A 20,497-nucleotide genomic window follows, 5' to 3' on the forward strand; every position below is an offset into this window, starting at 1 on the left:
TTCGTTCTATTGGGGGTAAGGTAATGGAAGAGTGATTTCACCTCATTTAGAATTTATTAGGATATAATTGAAGCGTGACTAACACCAAAGCGAAGTATGATAAAGAAGCACACCAATTATGATATGCTCCCCCATAGGTAGACAGATTAAAAAATATAAATCTGACTGCTTATGGGGGAGTATTTATTATGTCCAAAAGATCTTACTCTGTAGAAGAGAAATACGAGATATTAAAGGCATTAGATGAGCATTATTCAACATATGAACTTGAATCAAAATATAACGTGCACCATACAACGATTTTGGACTGGAAACACAAGTATGATAAGTATGGCTTTGAAGGTCTAAAAGAGTCTTCCACTCAGAAAGAGTATTCAAAGGAATTGAAGCTAGCTGCCATTAGAGAATATCTGTCTGGGAAGTATTCGATACGTGAGGTTATTAGATTGTATGAAATATCGAGTACATCTGTCCTTAGAGGATGGATAAAGAAGTATAATAATCATAGAGATTTAAACGACACGTCAAAAGGAAGGTCGAGCTCTATGACTAAGGGAAGAAAAACGATATGGGAAGAACGAATACAAATTGTAATGGATTGCTTGGGCAACGGAAAAAATTATCAAGAAGCAGCTAATACTTATAATGTTTCTTACCAACAAGTCTATCAATGGGTTAAGAAGTATGAAGATGGTGGAGAAGAAGCGCTGAAAGATAAACGTGGTCACAAGAAAGAGGAAGGTAGTCTAACACAAGAAGAAAAAATTAAACTCCAAATGAAAAAGTTAGAAAGAGAAAATGAACGGTTACGTGCGGAGAATTTATTCTTAAAAAAATTAGAGGAGATCGAAAGGAGGCGAAAATAAGCCAAATCCGATTTGAAGTTAAATATGTAGCTATTCAAGGGCTTCATCAGAATGAAGGATTAAGCATTCACATGCTTTGTGAAATTGCGGGAATTGCACGATCTGCATACTATAAGTGGCTAAATCGTACTCCTTCACCCCGAGAAATACTGAATAAAGAAATCATCAAAGAGATGGAAACTCTCCATGAAAAAGTGGATGGTATATTTGGTTATCGTCAAATGACCCTTCACATGAATAGAAAATTCGAGGAGAAACTTAATCATAAAAGAATCTATCGGTTGATGAAAGTGGCTGGTTTACGCTCTGTCATTCGTGTCAAGAAGAAGCAATATAAACGCTCTACACCTCAACATGTGGCAGACAATCTATTAAATCGTGAATTCACAGCCGAAAAACCAAATGAGAAATGGGTAACGGACGTTACAGAATTTAAGTATGGCCAATCAAAAAAGGCCTATTTAAGTGCGATTCGTGATCTTTATGACGGATCTATTATCAGTTATGTTCTAGGACACTCCAATAATAATCAACTTGTATTTAAGACATTTGATCAAGCCACAGTACGATTAAATGGGGAATACCCTCTTATCCATAGTGATCGTGGATTCCAATACACATCTAAAGGGTTCAAACGTAAGGTAGACACGGCAAAGATGACACAAAGCATGTCACGAGTGGGGCGTTGTATTGATAATGGACCAATGGAATCTTTTTTTGGAACTCTGAAGTGTGAGAAATATTATTTGAACAAATATAAGACATTCGAGGAACTTTCTATTGCGATAGATGAGTACATCCATTTTTATAATCATGAAAGATACCAAAAACGATTAAAAGGCCTTAGCCCTATAGAATATAGAGCTAAAGCCGTTTAAATCATTTTTATTATTTCCACTGTCTACTTGACAGGGGGCAGGGCAGTTCATTATTTAAGGTGTGCTTAAGCAATTTTAAATGTTGATTTTTAATGTAATCACAATAAGAAAATTTAATTAGAGATGGAGAGAGCTAATTTTGTTGTAGTTGTCTCAATAGATTTCTTCATTATTTGGATCATTTCTTGTAATTCAGATTCAGAGCTAGCAAGTGGAGGCATAAAAACAATTATATCTCCAAGTGGTCGAGTTAGCATGCCACGTTCGCGCATGTCTAATGTTGTCTCATAAGCAACACGTAGTTCCCATGGGAAAGGTTCTTTAGTCTCTTTATTGTGTACAAGCTCAATTCCACACATTAGTCCTAATTGACGGACATCACCTACATGATCAAGCTTTGCTACTTCTTTCAATTGTTGAGACACAAAATCGCTCTTTTGCTGTACTTGTTTTATGATATTTTCTTCTTCATAGATTTTAAGATTTGCTAGTGCAGCAGCGCAACCTAGTTGATTTCCAGTATAAGAGTGTCCATGAAAAAATGTTTTTAATTCGTGATACTCACCGTAGAATGCATGGAAAATTTTTTCGGTTGTTAGAGTTGCTGCGATTGGTAGATATCCACCAGTTATTCCTTTTGCCATCGTCATGATATCTGGTTGTACATTTTCATGCTCTACTGCAAACATTTTACCTGTTCGTCCAAAGCCAGTTGCGACCTCGTCCACGATAAGTAAAATATCAAATTCATGGCAAAGTTGCTCAACACCTTTTAAGTAACCTTTAGGCATAATATGCATACCACCTGCACCTTGAACCATTGATTCTACTGTTATTCCAGCAATTTCTTCATGGTTTTCTTCGAAAATCGTTTTCAATTCATCTAGTGCGTGATTACATATCTCATCTTCATTCTCATATGGGCTACGATAAACGAGTGGAAAAGGTGCTTTAATCGTTTCAAACATAAGTTCACCATAGACACGATGAAACAGTTCAACAGCTCCAACACTAATCGCACCGACAGTATCTCCATGGTATCCGTTCGTTAATGTAACAAACTTCTTTTTCTTTGAAACACCTTTATTTTGCCAATATTGAAAAGCCATTTTAATTGCAATCTCGACTGATGTAGCACCACTATCAGAGTAGAAGACACGTTTTAAATTATTTGGTGCGAGTTGGATGAGTTTATCAGCAAGTTCGATAGCCGGAACATTAGCTGCTCCAAGTAAGGTAGAGTGCGCAATTGAATCTAATTGACCTTTAATTGCGTCATTGATTTCTTTCTTTTGGTGACCGTGAATATTTAACCATAGTGAAGAGTAGCCATCTAAGTATTCTTTGCCATATATATCTTTCACACGAATACCATTCCCGCTCTCAATAATAAGAGGATCACGTTCATAGTCGGTCATCTGAGTGAATGGTAACCACAGGTGTTCCTTACTTTTTTCTAATAGTTGTTCATTATTCATTTATTTGTTACCCCCTCTAGTAAATGTTTATCGAAAGACTTAAATAACGGCTCTAGTAATTCTGTTTGTTGGAAGGCTAATTCGATGTCTGTCATGTATGGGATAACGCCAATAATAGGTTTTCCAGATAATTTCTCAATCATTTTATAATTGTCATCATTGATCGTTTGGTCACTATCTTGTTCAAGTTCATTTAGAAGAATGCCAGCAATAGGGATGTTAGCTTGTTCTAATGCCATTATAGAAAGTAAAGTATGGTTAATTGTGCCAAGTCCAGCTCGTGCTACGACTATAACAGGTAAAGCAAGATCCTTCATTAAGGAGCGCATATCATAACCATCTTCATGAATAGGTACCATAACACCACCAGCACCTTCAACTAAAACGTGATCGTAATTTTGTTTAAGCTGTGAAATATGTGTTCTGATTCTATCAATTTGAATAGTAGTCTGTTCTTCTTTTGCAGCTAAATGTGGTGAATAAGGTTTATTTAGTAAATATGTATATGCTGAATTAGAATTTAATGAAGGCAAAGCTTGAGTGTAGCAGAGTACATCAGGTGCTGTTTGTTCACCATTGTGTTCGATAGCACCGCTTTGAATTGGTTTATAAGGAAATACATTTTTATCTTTATGTTTGAAATAGAGTGTTAATAATGTGGTTGCAATCGTCTTGCCAACATCTGTATCTGTACCAGTAATGAAATAACTGCTCAAATGAGTGAAGCCTCCTTTTTGAATGTAAACTATATTTACAAATAAGTTAACATATGAGAATATAATTATCAATTAATTGTAAACTTTAAAATAATAAAGGTTAACATTTTGAGAGAGGAGACAATATGAAATTATTAAAGACGAAAGAAATGATTTTGTGTGGACTTTTTGCAGCACTTATGGCAGTGGGGGCTAATGTTTCACCATTTTTTACAATTGGAGGCGTACCTATCACTTTACAGTTAATGTTCGCAATACTAGCTGGAGGTATATTAGGGAGTAGACTTGGTGCAATAGCAATGAGTGTGTACATGTTTATTGGATTAGCTGGAGCCCCTGTCTTTGCTCAGTTTAAAGGAGGTCCAGCTCAACTACTAAGTCCTACATTTGGTTTTATCGTGTCATTTATAATAGTTGCGTACATTTGTGGTAAGTTAATCGGAGATAAAGTAGACGTTTCAAAAGGTACATATGTATTAACAGGGGTATTGAGCATCTTCTTTAATTACATAATTGGTACAAACTTTATGTTTGTTGCTTTGAAAGTTTGGGCTGAAGCCCCTGAAGGGTTTAACTATGCAATGGCTTGGGTGTGGATGGCAGCATATTTACCACTTGATATTGTTGTGACAATTGTATCTTTGTCTATAGTCCCGAGATTAAGTAAAGCTATTAATAGAGTATATTCAACTCAAGAGGTCGTTAATTAAACGTTTGATTAACCTCTAGTATTTGTTCATAAAGGAAACGTAGGCTTAGAGCACTATATGTGAAAAACGGAGAAACAGATTGCCGTAAAGATGTAAATACAATTTTCTCCTTACTTTTTGAACAATGTTTTCTAACTTAATTAGTTTACACATAGAAAAGCCCATGTTTCCTTTTTTATAAAAAGACATGGGCTTTATCTATTAATCTTGTATTCTTACAACAGTACGTCCTCTTACTTCACCTTTTAAAATAGTAGTAAGTGTGTGTGGAAGTTCATTCAAGGATATTTCATTGATAATTTCGTTTTCAATAAGTTGACGATTAATATTTTGTGCAACTTGCTGCCAAATTTGTGCTCGTAAATCCATTGGGCAATAAACAGAGTCAACACCAAGAATGTTAACTGCACGTAGAATGAATGGGAAAATTGAAGTTGGGACCTTAACGCCACCAGTTAATCCACTTACTGCAACTGATCCACCATATTTCATTTGACTTGCGAGTGCAGCAAGTGTATTTCCACCGACGGGGTCAACAGCACCAGCCCATCGTTGCTTACCAAGTGCAGGAAGTTTTTCTGGAGTTACATCTTCACGAGAAAGAACCTCTGTTGCTCCAAGTCTTTTTAGAAAATCATGTTCATTTTCTTTGCCTGTGCTTGCCCATACTTCATATCCTTTATCTGCGAGCATCATTACTGCCATACTACCTACACCACCTGTTGCTCCTGTTACGATAACTGCCCCATCTTCAGGTGTAAGTCCTTTTTGCTCGAGATGATGAATAGAGAGCGCTGCCGTGAAGCCGGCAGTTCCGACAGCCATAGCATCTTTTAAGCTAAGTCCATTAGGCAATGGTACAACCCAATTGGCGGGAACGCATGCATATTCACTATAACCGCCGTAATGAGAGACACCTAGCTCATAGCTTGTGACGATTACTTCATCCCCTTTATTAAAACGATTATCATTCGATGAAACGACAATGCCTGCGAGATCAATTCCAGGAACGAAAGGGTAAGATTGAACGATTTTTCCATTAGGAATACTTGCAAGTCCATCTTTGTAATTCACACTAGAGTAAGCTACTTTAATCGTAACATCTCCATTAGGAAGATCACTTAACTTAAGGTTTTCGATATTTAGTGAAAACTCTTCTTCTGTTTTATTCACAACTAGAGCACGAAATGTATCTAGCATTGCTTGTCCCCCTTTATTGTCTTTTTATATTGAATTTTCTAACTTTATCATAACCAAATAAAATGAAGTGGTCAAAATTCAATAAGACGGGGGTATGAGAAGTTATAACTAACGATAAACAGTGAACTATATATGCATGAAATATTTAACTGTCGTTTTACTAAATAATGTAACGCTTTAAGTAGTAATTACAAGGTTCATTCTTTATCTTTTAATAATAACTCTTTCCCAGCAATACCAGGGTTAGTCATTTCGTAAGGGTGTAGAATCTTATCTAATTCTTCACTCGTTAAGATATTTTTGCTTATACAAATTTCTCTAATCGTTTTCTTCGTTTCAAGTGCTTCCTTTGCAATTGCAGATGCAGTCTCATAACCAACGTGAGGGTTAATTGCAGTGATCAGTCCGATACTATTGTTAACGTATTCGTTCATTCTCTCCTCATTTGCTTTAATGCCATCTACGCAATATTTACGGAAAACATTGAAGCAATTGGTCATGACTTTAATAGATTGAAGGAGATTGAAGACAAGTACTGGCCCCATCACATTTAGTTCAAATTGTCCTGCTTCTGAAGCTAGACAAATTGTATGATCATTTCCGATTACTTGGAAGGCACATTGATTTAGAACTTCAGCCATTACAGGATTTACCTTACCAGGCATAATCGATGACCCTGGTTGTCGAGCTGGTAGAGATATCTCACCGAGCCCTGCGCTTGGACCTGATGCCATCATCCGAAGATCATTTGCCACTTTTGACATATTCATCATACATACTTTTAATGCAGATGAAACATCTAGATAACAATCTGTATTTTGCGTAGCATCAACGAGATGATTGGTTTTGACAATTGGGAATCCACTAATGTTCCGAATGTTCTCTACGACGCGCTCAATGTATTCTGGATCTGCATTTAAGCCTGTTCCTACCGCAGTTGCTCCCATATTCACTTCATAGACATGTATGCGTGATTGCTCAACGCGTGCAATGTCTCGTTGCAAGACACGAGCATATGCTTCAAATTCTTGTCCAAGTCTAATTGGAACAGCATCTTGTAAGTGTGTTCTTCCCATTTTTAGAACAGAATCAAATTCTTCTGCTTTGAGGTGGAAGGAGTTGTATAGTTTATTCATTTCCTCTAGGAGATTCTCTAACATAATAAGAATGGCTAGATGAATCCCAGTTGGACATGCATCGTTTGTTGATTGTGACATATTTACATGGGAATTCGGACTAATCAATTTATAGTTGCCTTTTTCCTCGCCTAGTATTTCAAGTGCTCGATTTGCAATGACTTCATTCGTGTTCATGTTAATAGAGGTACCAGCACCACCTTGAATAGGGTCTACTATAAATTGATCGCAAAATTTCCCGTCTATAACCTCATCAGATGCAGCAACAATGGCTTTTCCAACCCGTTCATTTAATTGTCCAATTTCCATATTTGCAAGTGCTGCTGATTTCTTTACGATTGCCATTCCACGAATAAGACTCCTCTCGATACGATATCCAGTGATCGGGAAGTTCTCTACTGCTCTAAGTGTTTGGACACCGTAGTAGGCATCAATAGGGACTTGTTTTTCTCCTAAGAAGTCTTTTTCTATTCTGACTGCTGTATTTTCGTTCAAATGATCATCTCCTAATGTTGTCTATGTTTTGGAAAGTCTATAGATGAAATTGATGAATTTGTAGTCAATTTTAACTATGTAAACAACATCTTACTAGTAATAAATATTCTTTGTAAAGTTGAAACGAACTATCTATGTATCCGATTATTTTATTTAGGACTTATCTAAAGAAAAGGCTAATTTAAAATAATGTTTTTATTAAAAAACCTTGACCAACTTGTTTATACAAGTTACACTAAAAACAGTTCTTGTATATACAAGTTATATTTTTAACATTTCATAATGACCTAATTTTTTAAGTTGATTTATTTTTTTGCACTTCATGTAAGCGAATACATCATGGGAGGGAAAAAACATGGCAGTGAACAAGGAATCCATAGAGCAAATACTTGAAGCTATTGGTGGTAAGGACAATGTCTCTGTTGCAACGCACTGTGTCACACGTCTCCGCTTTGCTCTGAAAGATGAAAGTGTTGTCGATAAAGAAAAATTAGAGAATATCGACCTCGTGAAAGGTTCATTTTCAAGCAACGGTCAATTTCAAGTCATTATTGGTCCAGGGTTAGTTGAAAAAGTGTACAAGGAATTGGTTGATATAGCGGACATTGACTCCGCTACTAAGGAAGATGTGAAAGAGCAAACCTCTAAGAAGATGAATCCGTTGCAACGTGCGGTTAAGACATTGGCAGATATTTTCATCCCAATTTTGCCTGCGATTGTAACAGCTGGTCTATTAATGGGGTTAAATAACCTTCTTACAGGAGCAGATATTTTTTATGAAGGAAAATCATTAATTGATGTTCATACACAATGGGCTGACTTAGCGAGTATTATTAATTTGATTGCAAACACCTCATTTGTATTCTTGCCAGGGTTAATTGGTTGGTCCGCAGTTAAGAAATTCGGTGGAAATCCATTGCTCGGGATTGTACTAGGACTTATGCTTGTTCACCCGGATTTATTGAATGCTTGGGGATATGGATCAGCAAGTGAAAGTGGAGAAATACCTACATGGAATTTATTTGGACTCATAATTGAAAAAGTAGGTTATCAAGGACAAGTTCTTCCTATTTTAGTAGCATCTTATGTACTTGCAAAGATTGAGATTACAATGAACAAAATTGTACCAGATGCATTCAAGCTTTTGATTGTTGCCCCAATTACATTGCTAGTAACAGGGTTCTTATCGTTTATTGTTATTGGTCCATTAACGTTTACAATTGGTAATGTTTTAACTAATGGTTTAATTGGAATCTTTGATTCATTTGCAGCATTAGGTGGCCTTGTATATGGTGGTTTTTATGCTTTGCTCGTTGTGACAGGTATGCACCATACGTTCTTAGCAGTAGACTTGCAGTTAATTTCTAGTGCAGGTGGAACATTCTTATGGCCAATGTTAGCACTTTCAAATATTGCACAAGGCTCTGCTGCACTTGCGATGATGTTCGTAGTAAAAGATGAGAAGCTAAAAGGTCTATCATTAACATCAGCAATCTCAGCATATCTTGGTATTACAGAACCAGCGATGTTTGGCGTAAACATTCGATACAAATATCCATTTATTTGCGCGATGATTGCTTCAGGTATTGCAGGTATGCTTCTTGCGATTAAAGGGGTTAAAGCAGCATCAATCGGTGTAGGAGGAGTACCTGGTATTTTCTCGATTTATTCTCAATATTGGGGAATATTCTTAGTTGGTATGGTAATCGTACTCGTCGTTCCATTCTTTGGTACAATTATCTATTCAAAAATAAAAAAATAAAACCTACAGCAACCTTCAACTATGTTTGGAGGTTGTTGTCTTGACATCTTGGAATGTTGCATAACTATAAAATGGTGGTGATTCCATGGCACAGCCTTGGTGGAAAAAATCAGTAGTATATCAAATTTATCCGAAAAGCTTTAACGATACAACTGGTAACGGTACTGGTGATATTGAAGGAATTATAGAAAAACTAGATTATTTAAAAGAGCTTGGAGTAGATGTTGTTTGGCTTACTCCCATCTATAAATCTCCACAGCGTGACAATGGATATGATATAAGTGATTATTATCAAATTCACGAAGAATATGGAACGATGGAAGACTTTGAACGACTTTTGAATGAAGCACATGACCGTGATATTAAAATTATTATGGATATTGTCGTAAATCACACGTCAACTGAACATCAATGGTTTAAGCAAGCATCTCAATCAAAAGATAATCCTTATCGTGATTTTTATATTTGGAAAGAAAGTGATAACGGAGTAGCACCGAATAACTGGCAATCGAAGTTCGGTGGTTCGGCTTGGGAATATGATGAAACTAGTAGTCAATATTATTTACACTTGTTCGATGTTACACAAGCTGATTTGAATTGGGAAAATGAAACGGTACGCAATAAAGTATATGAAATGATGCACTTCTGGTTTGCTAAAGGTGTTGATGGCTTTCGCTTAGATGTCATCAATCTCATTTCGAAAGCGCAGAATTTCCCCAATGATAACGAAGGAGACGGGCGGAAATTTTATACAGATGGGCCACGAGCACATGAATTTATGCATGAGATGAATCGTAAAGTATTCTCAAAATATAAATCAATGACGGTTGGAGAAATGTCATCCACAACAATTGAAGATTGCGTTAAATATACCAATCCAACAAGTCAAGAATTAGATATGACATTTAACTTTCATCATTTGAAGGTTGATTATCCAAATGGTGAGAAGTGGGCAATCGCCGATTTTGACTTTCTTGAATTGAAACAAATTTTATCAAAGTGGCAAACTGAAATGAACAATGGTGGAGGGTGGAATGCGCTTTTTTGGTGCAACCATGATCAACCACGTATTGTATCGAGATATGGAAATGATAGTGAGTATCGTGAAGAATCAGCTAAGATGCTCGCAACAACAATCCATTTGATGCAAGGGACTCCTTATATTTATCAAGGTGAAGAGATAGGGATGACTAATCCGAAATTCAACAAAATTAAGGATTACCGTGATGTTGAAACATTAAACATGTATAAACTAATGCATGGACAAGATAAATCAGAAGCAGAGATTATCGAGATTATAAAACAAAAATCTCGTGATAATTCTCGAACTCCTATTCACTGGACAGAACAGAAAAATGCAGGATTCACATTGGGCACACCTTGGATTCCAGTTGCAGAAAATTATAAAGAAATTAATGTAGAGCAGGCATTGAAAGATTCAAATTCGACTTTTTATCATTATAAGAAGTTAATTCAGTTGAGAAAAGAGTTGGACATTATAACGAATGGTGATTATCAGTTGTTATTGGAAGATCACCCACGAATTTTTGCATATACAAGAAATTCTAGGCATGAAACTTTACTTGTAATTAATAATTTCTATGATAATGAAGCAGTAGTTAAATTACCTCAAGAAATAGATGTGAAAAACTATAAACCAGAACTTGTGTTAAGTAATTATAATGATTCAACTACTGATTTTTCTGAAATAGTATTGCGTCCATTTGAGTCAATCGTATATCATTTAAAGAGAAAGTAAGAAATTTCGAGAAGACAGTGTAAATTGAGCTTCTCCTTCTTTTAATCGTTCAAGTATAAATATTATGAGATACACCCTTTTCTTAATTAAATTATTATTAGAAAAAACGGTGATTCAAATGAAGAATAAGTATAATGGCATTTATCAAGAATTAGCTAACCGTATTAAGGACGGTATGTACCAACCGCTTGAGAAATTACCTTCTGAACATGAGCTTGTAGAAGAATTTGAAGTGTCACGAGAAACGATTAGAAAGGCGCTTAACCTACTCGCCCAGAATGGATACATTCAGAAAGTACGTGGGAAAGGATCGGTCGTACTTGAAGTTGGGAAATTTAACTTTCCGATTTCAGGTTTAGTAAGTTTTAAAGAACTCGCAAATAAATTAGGCAAAGAATCAAGCACGAAAGTTCATGAGTTATCAATTATTCATCCTGATCGATATTTAATGAATCAGTTAAAGGCAAATGAGCAATCAGAGATATGGAAAGTTGTTCGTGTTCGTAAAATTGATAATGACCGAATTATTCTTGATAAAGATTATTTTCTCAAGAAATTTGTGCCTTCTTTAACGAAGGATATTTGTGAAGATTCAATTTATGAGTATTTAGAAAAAGAACTAAATATAAAAATTAGCTTTGCAAAGAAAGAATTTTTTGTTGAACAAGCGACAGAAGAAGATAAGGAATTACTTGATTTACAAATGTATGATTCAGTTGTTGTAGTAAAGAATTACGTGTATTTAAATGATGCAAGCTTATTTCAATATACTGAATCTCGCCATCGCCCTGACAAATTTAGATTTGTGGATTTTGCACGTAGACAAACTTAATCACATTGAAAAGGTGTTAGCATCCATTGGGGATCTGACACCTTTTTATGTTTCAAACTAGTATAATATGGTAGTAGTAGTTTGAAGAATAAATGATTTATCTTGAGGGTGAGAAAATTAACAGAGGATCTGGGATGGAAAGCAATGAATATTCACATAGGAAGAGGAGGATATAAATGTTCTATGAACAAGTTCAACCACAAAAGCTTAAATCATTCCTCACGAATCCAACACATGAATCATTGGAAAATTTATTATTAAACAATACAGGTGAGACAGACTTTTTAGACTTTAAAATGAAATGGATTGAAATTACGAAACTTGCTAAACATATGTTAGCAATTGCAAATTCAGGTGGCGGATGTATTTTATTTGGAGTAAGTCAGCCTGAAGACGGAAAGGTACTGTTAGAAGGGGTGCCTGATGAAGAGTTTCTAGATAAAGCAGATATTGATAATAAATTAGATAATTACCTTCCAAAATGGCTTAAATATCGTACAGAGGATTTTATTTATAATGATCGAGCGAACAAAGAGGTTCGGAATAAAAAATTTCAAGTGCTAATTATCGAATATGATCCAAAATATGTGCCTTATACATCTATTGTAAGTAGAGGAGAGCTACGCTACGGTGCAATTTATGTTAGACAAGGAACAAAGTCAATCGAAGCTTCTAATGAAAAGCTAGTAGAAATGATATTACGAAAAGTTCAATCAGGTGGATCTTCAGCTGCAGAACTAAGTTTACAGGAGCATCTAATGCAATTGCGTTTATTATATTACGAACAGAATAAAGTTGTAGAAGACGATTATAGTCGTTTTATAAAAAGGGCAATCAAGGAGAAGCAACGGAGAATAGAAGAAATCCTTGATATTCATTCTGTTAATGATGATCAGTTACATTGATTATTGTTGAAGATTAGTACGAAAAAAATAAGTTAGTTCAATAATGATCGGTTGTGTAGTTTATGTTGTATGTGGGGAAAGGGATGTTGTCTAGTCAGTGAACTTAGGGTTTGATAGTAAAGTGGATATTTTATAGAGAATGAATGCCCTTAGATTTCATTTAAATGTAGAAAAATTAGCTTAAGAGAATGTAATAGATTGAGTAAGTAGATTATTCATGAATTCATTCAAAAAGTTAGAGTAACCACATAAGTAAATCTATCAGTTATGTGAACTTGGAAAAAAGAGAATCGAAATCATGTTTTCATAACTTAGAATGATTCGCATAAGGAAATGTAATTGGATTGCAGAGCTTAGCACGTTATATAAAACTAAAAAAATTAGTAATTAATAGAAAAGAATCCTTAGTATGATGGGATGTGTTATCCATATATCAGTGGGGTTAATAGAAATCCCCACTGATATAAGCTTCATTTTATTTTAAAAGAAGAATAGTGATTAAAAGAAGCATCTTCGTATTGCTCAACACGACTGACATTCGAAAATGGGCTTCCACGTTTGATGGCGTTTATAAAGTCATCAATTTGCTCGTTTGAACCTTCGGCATCGATTTCTACGGTTCCGTCTGTTCTATTTTTTGCCCATCCATTGACGTTCCTCTTTAACGCTTCTAGTTGTGTATATATGCGAAATCCGACACCTTGAACTTTTCCATGAACAATTAGATGATATCTCTTCATCATAACACCCTTTCGTATCTTAATCTCAAAATATAGTCTTTTATTAGCTTAACTCGTTTAAATTAACCCTCTTTTGCCCATAATGTAAAAAAATACTTTATACATTGGGTGGAAGGAGAGAGCGATTATGGATGGTAAGAAAGCAGGCGTTCCTGATTATTTTGTTAAAGTTGGGAGTGGTGCTTATCTATCGAAATATGACCCCCGTTTTTTAGAGAAATATGTACGATTCTTCCCACATGACGGTGAGAAATTATATGAATATGCTCAACAGCTTGTCTCTCAGGGCAAACGTGATATGGCAAAATACTATTACGGTAGAGCAGCTAAAGAAGGGTATTTTGGTAGAGTAAGTACACCTAATAGTATTATTATAAAGAAGGAACAGGAAGAAACAAAGAAGCAAAAAGGTGTTACATTTTTATTGTGGATAAATTTTATATTGTTACTATTGATATTATTGTTTATAGGTCATTTATTTTATACAGAATTGCTGGATGGGAAAATGCATGCTGAACCAACTGTATCAATGACAAATGATAGAGCAGAGTATGACTTAATCGCAAATAGTGAAAGAGAGACTGGGAGATTTCCTTTAGCATTAATTGCGCTGAATGAAGCAATTGTAAATTATGAGGTGTATTATCATCAATATCCTAATTCAATCGATCAATTAACACAACCTTATCCAAATAATTGGATTAGTTCAATTCCTACTGGTGTAACATATATCGTTACAGAAGGTGGTTATGAGCTGTATTGGCAAGGGCAAGAAGTTTCAAAACTTTTGCCTCCAATACAGCTTCTTTATTATCAAGGTAGTAATATACTAGCATTGAATGTAGGCGGAGATTTTCTTGCTTCTTACCCTGTCGCTTCTGGTATAGAGCCATTACCTTTTGAATCAAGTCAAATCACCGAAAGGGTGGTTCAGCCAAATGGAGGTAAAGGAATACTTGGGACACGAGGCCTTGTTTTACATGAACAATACGCGATCCATGGAACGAATGACCCTTCTTCAATTGGGAAAAATGTAAGCTTGGGTTGCTTAAGGATGAGTAATGAACAAGTAGAGGCGTTGTACCCATATATACCGATTGGTACGCCATTAATAGTAAGAGATGAACCGTTTCATGAGATTGAGCCTTTCTTTAGTTCCTTACCTTTTCTTAATGTTATGGATCTTGAGCATGCACACGATACGATTTTTAGATGGCGTCAGTAAGTAATTTACGATAAAATGTGTAAAGTTTAGTTCGAATGAAAGGATGCAAATAGATGAAGGTTCTTATAACAGGAGTCGCTGGCTTTATTGGTTTTCATGTAGCGAGGAGATGTTTGCAAGAAGGCTATCAAGTTGTAGGAATAGATAATATGAATGACTATTATAATCCTAAATTGAAAAGAGAGCGATTGTCACAGCTTACGCATGAACAATTTTCTTTCTATCAAGGTGATTTAACGGATGTAGAGTTTGTGAACAATACTTTTGAGGAAGGAAGCCCAACACATGTACTTCATTTTGCTGCCCAAGCAGGAGTAAGGTATAGCTTAAAAGCACCTGCAACATACATTCAAAGTAATATTGTTGGGTTTTTTCATGTAATAGAAGCGAGTAAAGTGCAACAAGTTGAGCATTTTGTCTATGCTTCATCTAGCTCTGTATATGGAGCGAACCGAAATGCGCCATTTTCTGAACATACTAGTACCGAACATCCTGTTAATTTGTATGCAGCAACGAAGAAGAGCAATGAAATGATCGCACATAGTTATAGCCACTTGTTCCATTTACCAACGACAGGGTTACGTTTTTTTACAGTGTATGGACCGTGGGGAAGACCTGATATGGCACCACATTTATTCACTGATGCTATTATTGATGGAAAGACATTTGAAGTGTATGGTGAAGGGCAAGTATTACGAGATTTTACATATATTAATGATATTGTAGACGGGGTTATGATGGTGTTGAATAGTAAGTCGAAGAGCAATCAGAGCTGGAATGCATGTGATCCTGATCCAGCATCATCACATGCTCCTTATAACATCTATAACATTGGCAATAGCACCCCTGTAAAAGTGATTGATTTTATTGAGATGTTAGAGAGATATATCGGTAAAAAAGCTAATAAAGACTTTAAGCCACTTTCTAAAAGTGAAGTGCAATTGACACACGCAGATATGACACGATTTGCAAAAGAATTCAATTTTCGTCCGAAAACTTCTCTAGATGAAGGAGTAAAGGAGTTTGTTGAATGGTATCGGTCTTACTATTAAATAGATGAATCATCTCAATTTTTAATAATAATTTAAGCCACTAAGTATAAGAACGTTCTTAACTTAGTGGCTTATTAAAGATCACTTATTTACGCAGGTTAGATAATTCTTCAACGATTGCACTCATTTCGCTTGTTGAGAAGTTTTGCTTGCGTTCAATTAATTCGTAAATGTCTTTCAAATCTTCATACATTTCCTCATTAAAATGTGAAGCTTGAATGACACCGACATTAACCATTCGTAATTTCTCTTTTATTTTATCTAACATGTATTCAATATTCTCTTCAGATCTTTTTGATAAGTCCACTAATATTCACCATCCTTTATTTCTTATTTAGGTTTAAGAAAAATCTATAATGACTATAGTTTAATGTTACTCAATCACTATCATAAGCTAACATCATCTTTATACCAAGTTTTTTTTGTGATGAATAGGTAGAACAGAAAAATAGCCTAAAGGATAAACCTTTAGACTATTTTTAAAAGATATATATATAGATTGAAGATTTTTATTTTTCCATATTTATTACGATACGTCCGTTAATTTTACCATCTAACATTTCATCGTATATCGTATTAATATCATCTAACTCACGAGTTTCGATGATACATTTTACTTTACCTTCTGCGGCAAATTGTAATGTTTCTTCTAAGTCTTTACGAGTACCAACAATTGAACCAACAACTTTTGTCCCGTTTAAGACTGTATCAAATATTGGAAGATCCATCTTCTCAGGAGGTAGACCAACCATTACACAAGTACCTCCACGTCGGATACAACGGTATGCTTGGTCAAAGGCTTTCTTAGCAACTGCCGTACAAACGACACCGTGTACACCGCCAATTTCTTTTTGAATCCAATCAGCAGCATCTTCTTTCATTGCATTTACTACTTTATCTGCACCAAGTTCTTTGGCAAGTTCTAATTTTTCATCAAAGGTATCAATAGCAACAACATTCATTCCCATTGCTTTTGCGTATTGAACGCCAAGGTGTCCAAGACCGCCTACTCCGAATACAGCGACCCATTCACCAGGTTTTACTTCAGACATTTTTAGGGCTTTATAAGTTGTCACACCAGCACAAAATAGAGGTGCAGCATCTACAAAGCTTAAGTTATCAGGAATTTTTACAACATAATTTGCATCAGCTACACAATACTCAGCATAACCCCCGTCAACTGAATATCCTGTATTATGTTGTTCTAAGCAAAGAGTTTCTCTTCCAGTTAAACAATATTCACAATGACCACAAGCAGAATATAACCAAGGAACTCCTACTCGGTCACCGACTTTAAGGTGAGTGACGCCTTCTCCTACGTGCTCGATTGTTCCTGCACCTTCATGTCCTGGAATTAACGGAAGCTTAGGTTTTACAGGCCAATCACCATGAGCAGCGTGTAAATCAGTATGACAAACACCACAAGCATGAATACGTACTAAAATTTGATGAGGTTTAACTTCTGGCTTTGGAACGTCTTTAATTTCTAACTGTTCTTTAAATTGATTTACTACAGCAGCTTTCATATTATCACCCTTTCGCGTTGATTATAGCGCAAACAGTACCTATTATTCGTAAAATTTCTTGTAATTATCATGAACATTGTTTGACAAAATAAAGAACAAATAAATTGACTAAGTTAACGTGTGATGATAAAGGAATAAAAATTGAAAGGATATGCGATTTTGAGTAATAATAGGGAGGGTTATAAGATTGTAATGTGTGGTATGAGTTTCACTAAAATTAGAAGAAGTTTTTTTAAAACTGTACAGAACAAAATAAAAAGACAGGGAATAGAACCCTGCCTCAATAATTAAGCATCTGCTGAAGCTGATTTTTCAGCTTTCATTGCTTCCTTAAATCGTTTCGTTTCAGCGACTACAACACCCGATAAACCGAGAAGTCCGATTAAGTTCGGGAATGCCATTAAGCCATTCATAATATCAGCGATTCCCCAAACAGCATCAAGTGATGTAACTGTTCCGCCAAATACTGCTAATACGAACACTAAACGATATGCTGGAACTAATGTTTTTCCAAAGATGTAAGAGAAACATTTTTCACCGTAGTAAGACCAACCGATGATTGTAGAAAATGCAAAGAATATAAGTCCTATCGTTACGATAAATGAACCAGGACCGCCTAAGAACTTTTCAAAGGTTGCTGATGTTAAGTCAGCTCCATTTATGTCACCCTTATAGAGACCACCCATTACGAGCGTAATACCCGTAATAGAGCAGACAACAATCGTATCTAGAAATACTTGTGTCATCGATACGAGAGCTTGACGACCAGGATAGTCTGTTTTTGCAGCAGCTGCGGCAATTGGTGCAGAACCAAGACCTGCTTCGTTTGAGAACACACCACGCGCTACACCCCAACGAATGACTGTACCGATTGCTCCACCAGCAACAGCCTCACCAGTAAATGCATCAGAGAAGATAAGACCAACGGCACCTGGAACTAAGTCAATGTTCATTATAAGAACGATGAGTCCACCCATAACATAGAAAATCGCCATAATCGGAACGAAGAATGCTGTTACTTTACCAATACTTTTAATTCCACCAATGATAACAAGTGCAGTACAAATTGTTAAGATTATTCCTGTAGCCCAGACTGGAATTGAAAATGTAGATTCTACGACGTCTGCCACAGAATTTGATTGCACCATGTTTCCGATTCCGAAAGCAGCGATCGCACCAAATAATGCAAACATCACACCGAGCCATTTTTGACCTAATCCACGCTCAAGGTAATACATCGGTCCACCCGACATTTCACCATTTTCATCTTCAACACGATATTTTACTGCAAGAATTGCCTCAGCGTATTTCGTAGCCATTCCAAACAATGCTGAAACCCACATCCACAGAACAGCACCAGGTCCACCCATGAAGACAGCTGTTGCAACACCAGCAATATTACCTGTACCGATCGTTGCAGCTAGTGCAGTCATTAGAGATTCATAATGTGAGATGTCTCCCTTTGACTTATCATCTTGGTTTTTACTAAATGCAAGTTTGAGTGCATATGGTAGGGCAGAGAACTGTAGGAATGTTAATCGTATCGTTAGATAAATTCCAGTTCCTACAAGTAAGACCAATAATGGTACTCCCCATACCATTCCGCTAATCTTATTAATAATATCCAATATAATTCCTCCTTAATACAAGAAAGTGATAAAGTACTAAAATGGTATATTAAAATATTCTGAGAAAGTTTGTAATATGTCAAGCTAAATTGGAAATATTTATTTTCCAATGAAATATAAAAACAAAATGTTAGTTGGAGAAGTTTACTTAAATTCTATAATCTATCGTCTAGTTCACGTAAAGGATTGATAACTAACGAAAAACCTCTGCATCACTGTAATGAAGAGTGGATTAGATGAATTAGATATACGATCAAAATGAGTAAATTTTGTTATTAGATTCATCGTTTTATTAGAATATTAATCTATCATATTAATAACAAATTTATTAGGGGAAATAATAGGTTGATATACAAATATTACATAATATTATTGTTTAAATATAAGATAAACTTCATAAAAATAGCATAGAAAATAAAGGAAGTCCGATTATACAGTAGTATTTTTATGTATTACCAAGATAAAGTGATATAAAGGATAGATTCGAATTAAAATCATAAAATTTTAACTAAATTTTATAATTTTAATTTTTAGATATTTCTGTCATAATAATATTTAGTAATAAATAAAGGGGGATTAGATATGAAGAAAAAGAGTTTTCTATTAGGTCTAGTATTAATTCTGTCAGCTTTTTTCATGGCAGCATGTGGTTCTACACAATCAAGTAATGAAGCAGAAGCACCAGCAGCTGAGAAGAGTGAAGAGGTTGCAGAAGGTAATGAAAGTTCTGAAGATGTTTTCTCAGTTGCAACAGATACAAACTTCGTACCATTTGAGTCGTTGAATACAGAAACTGGTGAAATGGAAGGTTTCGATATTGATTTGATTAAAGCTCTTGCTGATGAAGCAGGAATTAAGGTAGACATTGAAGCAATGGAGTTTGACGGTGTAATTGCGGGTATGCAAACAGCTCGTTTTGACATCGGGATTGCTGGTATGACAATTACTGAAGAGCGTGCAGAAACAATTGATTTCTCTGATCCATACTATGATGCTGGTCTAACACTAGCTGTAAAAGCAGACAATGAAGACATTAAATCAGAAGCAGATCTTGCAGGTAAGAAAGTAGCAACTCGTTCTGGAACAACGTCTGAGACTTATTTGACAGAGAATCATCCTGATGCTGAACTAGTACCTTTCCCTGGAATTGTTGAAGCATATTTAGAACTTATTTCTGGACGTGTAGATGCTGTTATGTATGATGCGCCGAATGTAATGTACTATGTAAATACAGATGCAAAGGGACAACTGAAAACAGTAGGTGGTCTATTACAAGGTGAGCAATATGGTATCGCATTTCCTCAAGGTTCTGAATTAGTAGAGCCGATCAATGAAGCTTTGAAAACACTTATTGAAAACGGTACTTATGATGATATCTATGAAAAATGGTTTGGTGAGCGTCCTAACGGAACTACAAAATAATCATATTTTTCTAGATTCATTAACTAATTGAGCGCAGCAAGGACAAGCTCTTGTTGCGCTTTCTTTCTGAATAAATTATCGTTCCTATTACCTATACGTATATGGCTAGTTTTTAAAAAAGCGAGCATAGGCTATCTTTTATATATTTCCGTTTGAAGTCATAAGTA

The 20,497-nt window shown here is 35.5% G+C and carries 17 protein-coding genes; 9 read left to right on the forward strand and 8 right to left on the reverse strand.

Annotation, left to right across the window (positions count from 1 at the left end; translation table 11 throughout):
- Positions 1-188 precede the first annotated feature (188 nt).
- Positions 189-1,744 (forward strand): IS3 family transposase gene (locus tag BFG57_RS18495; protein WP_245676781.1). Its coding sequence is split into 2 segments (ribosomal slippage): positions 189-837 and positions 837-1,744, totalling 1,557 coding nucleotides; the frame shifts between segments, so codons are not numbered across the junction.
- Positions 1,745-1,857: 113 nt separating this feature from the next.
- On the opposite strand, the gene bioA is transcribed toward BFG57_RS18495, so the two are convergent.
- Together bioA and bioD are read right to left on the reverse strand one after the other, a co-directional pair.
- Positions 1,858-3,222, reverse strand: coding sequence for an adenosylmethionine--8-amino-7-oxononanoate transaminase (gene bioA, locus BFG57_RS16375; RefSeq protein ID WP_069718570.1), 1,365 nt, complete (start codon positions 3,220-3,222; stop codon positions 1,858-1,860).
- Entirely contained in the window at positions 3,219-3,938 is a 720-nt protein-coding gene (bioD, locus tag BFG57_RS16380; RefSeq protein ID WP_069718571.1) for a dethiobiotin synthase, read from the reverse strand. Before bioD ends, bioA begins: the two co-directional genes overlap by 4 nt.
- 125 nt (positions 3,939-4,063) lie before the next feature.
- On the opposite strand from bioD, the gene BFG57_RS16385 reads away from it, so the two are divergent.
- Complete coding sequence (locus BFG57_RS16385; RefSeq protein ID WP_069718572.1) at positions 4,064-4,648, forward strand: biotin transporter BioY; 585 nt, start codon at positions 4,064-4,066, stop codon at positions 4,646-4,648.
- Between the two features lie 201 nt (positions 4,649-4,849).
- Here BFG57_RS16385 and BFG57_RS16390 read toward each other — a convergent pair whose 3' ends face one another.
- Positions 4,850-5,848: an NADPH:quinone oxidoreductase family protein gene (locus BFG57_RS16390; protein ID WP_069718573.1), complete on the reverse strand. Its 999-nt coding sequence runs from the start codon at positions 5,846-5,848 to the stop codon at positions 4,850-4,852.
- 197 nt (positions 5,849-6,045) lie between these two features.
- Complete coding sequence (gene aspA, locus BFG57_RS16395) at positions 6,046-7,479, reverse strand: aspartate ammonia-lyase (protein ID WP_069718574.1); 1,434 nt, start codon at positions 7,477-7,479, stop codon at positions 6,046-6,048.
- 355 nt (positions 7,480-7,834) lie between these two features.
- On the opposite strand from aspA, the gene treP reads away from it, so the two are divergent.
- The 4 genes from treP to BFG57_RS16415 all read left to right on the forward strand — a co-directional run bounded on the left by treP (position 7,835) and on the right by BFG57_RS16415 (position 12,737).
- Positions 7,835-9,241, forward strand: coding sequence for a PTS system trehalose-specific EIIBC component (gene treP, locus BFG57_RS16400; protein WP_069718575.1), 1,407 nt, complete (start codon positions 7,835-7,837; stop codon positions 9,239-9,241).
- Positions 9,242-9,326: 85 nt separating this feature from the next.
- Entirely contained in the window at positions 9,327-11,000 is a 1,674-nt protein-coding gene (gene treC, locus BFG57_RS16405) for an alpha,alpha-phosphotrehalase (protein WP_069718576.1), read from the forward strand.
- A gap of 118 nt (positions 11,001-11,118) precedes the next feature.
- Positions 11,119-11,832, forward strand: coding sequence for a trehalose operon repressor (gene treR, locus BFG57_RS16410; RefSeq protein WP_069718577.1), 714 nt, complete (start codon positions 11,119-11,121; stop codon positions 11,830-11,832).
- 176 nt (positions 11,833-12,008) lie between these two features.
- Positions 12,009-12,737 (forward strand): AlbA family DNA-binding domain-containing protein, encoded by a 729-nt coding sequence (locus BFG57_RS16415; protein ID WP_069718578.1) that lies wholly within the window; start codon positions 12,009-12,011, stop codon positions 12,735-12,737.
- 470 nt (positions 12,738-13,207) lie between these two features.
- On the opposite strand, the gene BFG57_RS16420 is transcribed toward BFG57_RS16415, so the two are convergent.
- Entirely contained in the window at positions 13,208-13,477 is a 270-nt protein-coding gene (locus BFG57_RS16420) for an acylphosphatase (protein WP_069718579.1), read from the reverse strand.
- A gap of 127 nt (positions 13,478-13,604) precedes the next feature.
- Between BFG57_RS16420 and BFG57_RS16425 the strand changes: the two genes are divergently transcribed.
- A complete protein-coding gene (locus BFG57_RS16425; RefSeq protein ID WP_069718580.1) occupies positions 13,605-14,702 on the forward strand; it encodes a L,D-transpeptidase in 1,098 nt (365 codons plus the stop codon).
- Positions 14,703-14,755: 53 nt separating this feature from the next.
- Positions 14,756-15,754, forward strand: a complete 999-nt coding sequence (locus BFG57_RS16430; protein WP_069718581.1) for an SDR family NAD(P)-dependent oxidoreductase — start codon at positions 14,756-14,758, stop codon at positions 15,752-15,754.
- An 85-nt stretch (positions 15,755-15,839) separates the two neighbouring features.
- Here BFG57_RS16430 and BFG57_RS16435 read toward each other — a convergent pair whose 3' ends face one another.
- The 3 genes from BFG57_RS16435 to BFG57_RS16445 all read right to left on the reverse strand — a co-directional run bounded on the left by BFG57_RS16435 (position 15,840) and on the right by BFG57_RS16445 (position 18,881).
- Positions 15,840-16,061 carry a DUF1128 domain-containing protein gene (locus BFG57_RS16435; RefSeq protein ID WP_069718582.1) on the reverse strand — a complete coding sequence of 74 codons (222 nt, stop codon included), beginning with the start codon at positions 16,059-16,061 and terminating at the stop codon, positions 15,840-15,842.
- Positions 16,062-16,263: 202 nt separating this feature from the next.
- Positions 16,264-17,280, reverse strand: coding sequence for an alcohol dehydrogenase AdhP (adhP, locus tag BFG57_RS16440; RefSeq protein ID WP_069718583.1), 1,017 nt, complete (start codon positions 17,278-17,280; stop codon positions 16,264-16,266).
- A gap of 287 nt (positions 17,281-17,567) precedes the next feature.
- Complete coding sequence (locus BFG57_RS16445) at positions 17,568-18,881, reverse strand: alanine/glycine:cation symporter family protein (RefSeq protein ID WP_069718674.1); 1,314 nt, start codon at positions 18,879-18,881, stop codon at positions 17,568-17,570.
- A 609-nt stretch (positions 18,882-19,490) separates the two neighbouring features.
- Between BFG57_RS16445 and BFG57_RS16450 the strand changes: the two genes are divergently transcribed.
- A complete protein-coding gene (locus BFG57_RS16450) occupies positions 19,491-20,330 on the forward strand; it encodes a glutamine ABC transporter substrate-binding protein (RefSeq protein WP_083249311.1) in 840 nt (279 codons plus the stop codon).
- The last annotated feature ends 167 nt before the right edge of the window (positions 20,331-20,497 follow it).

The sequence above is a fragment of the Bacillus solimangrovi genome (assembly GCF_001742425.1).
Classification (GTDB): Bacteria; Bacillota; Bacilli; order Bacillales; family Bacillaceae_N; genus Bacillus_AV; species Bacillus_AV solimangrovi.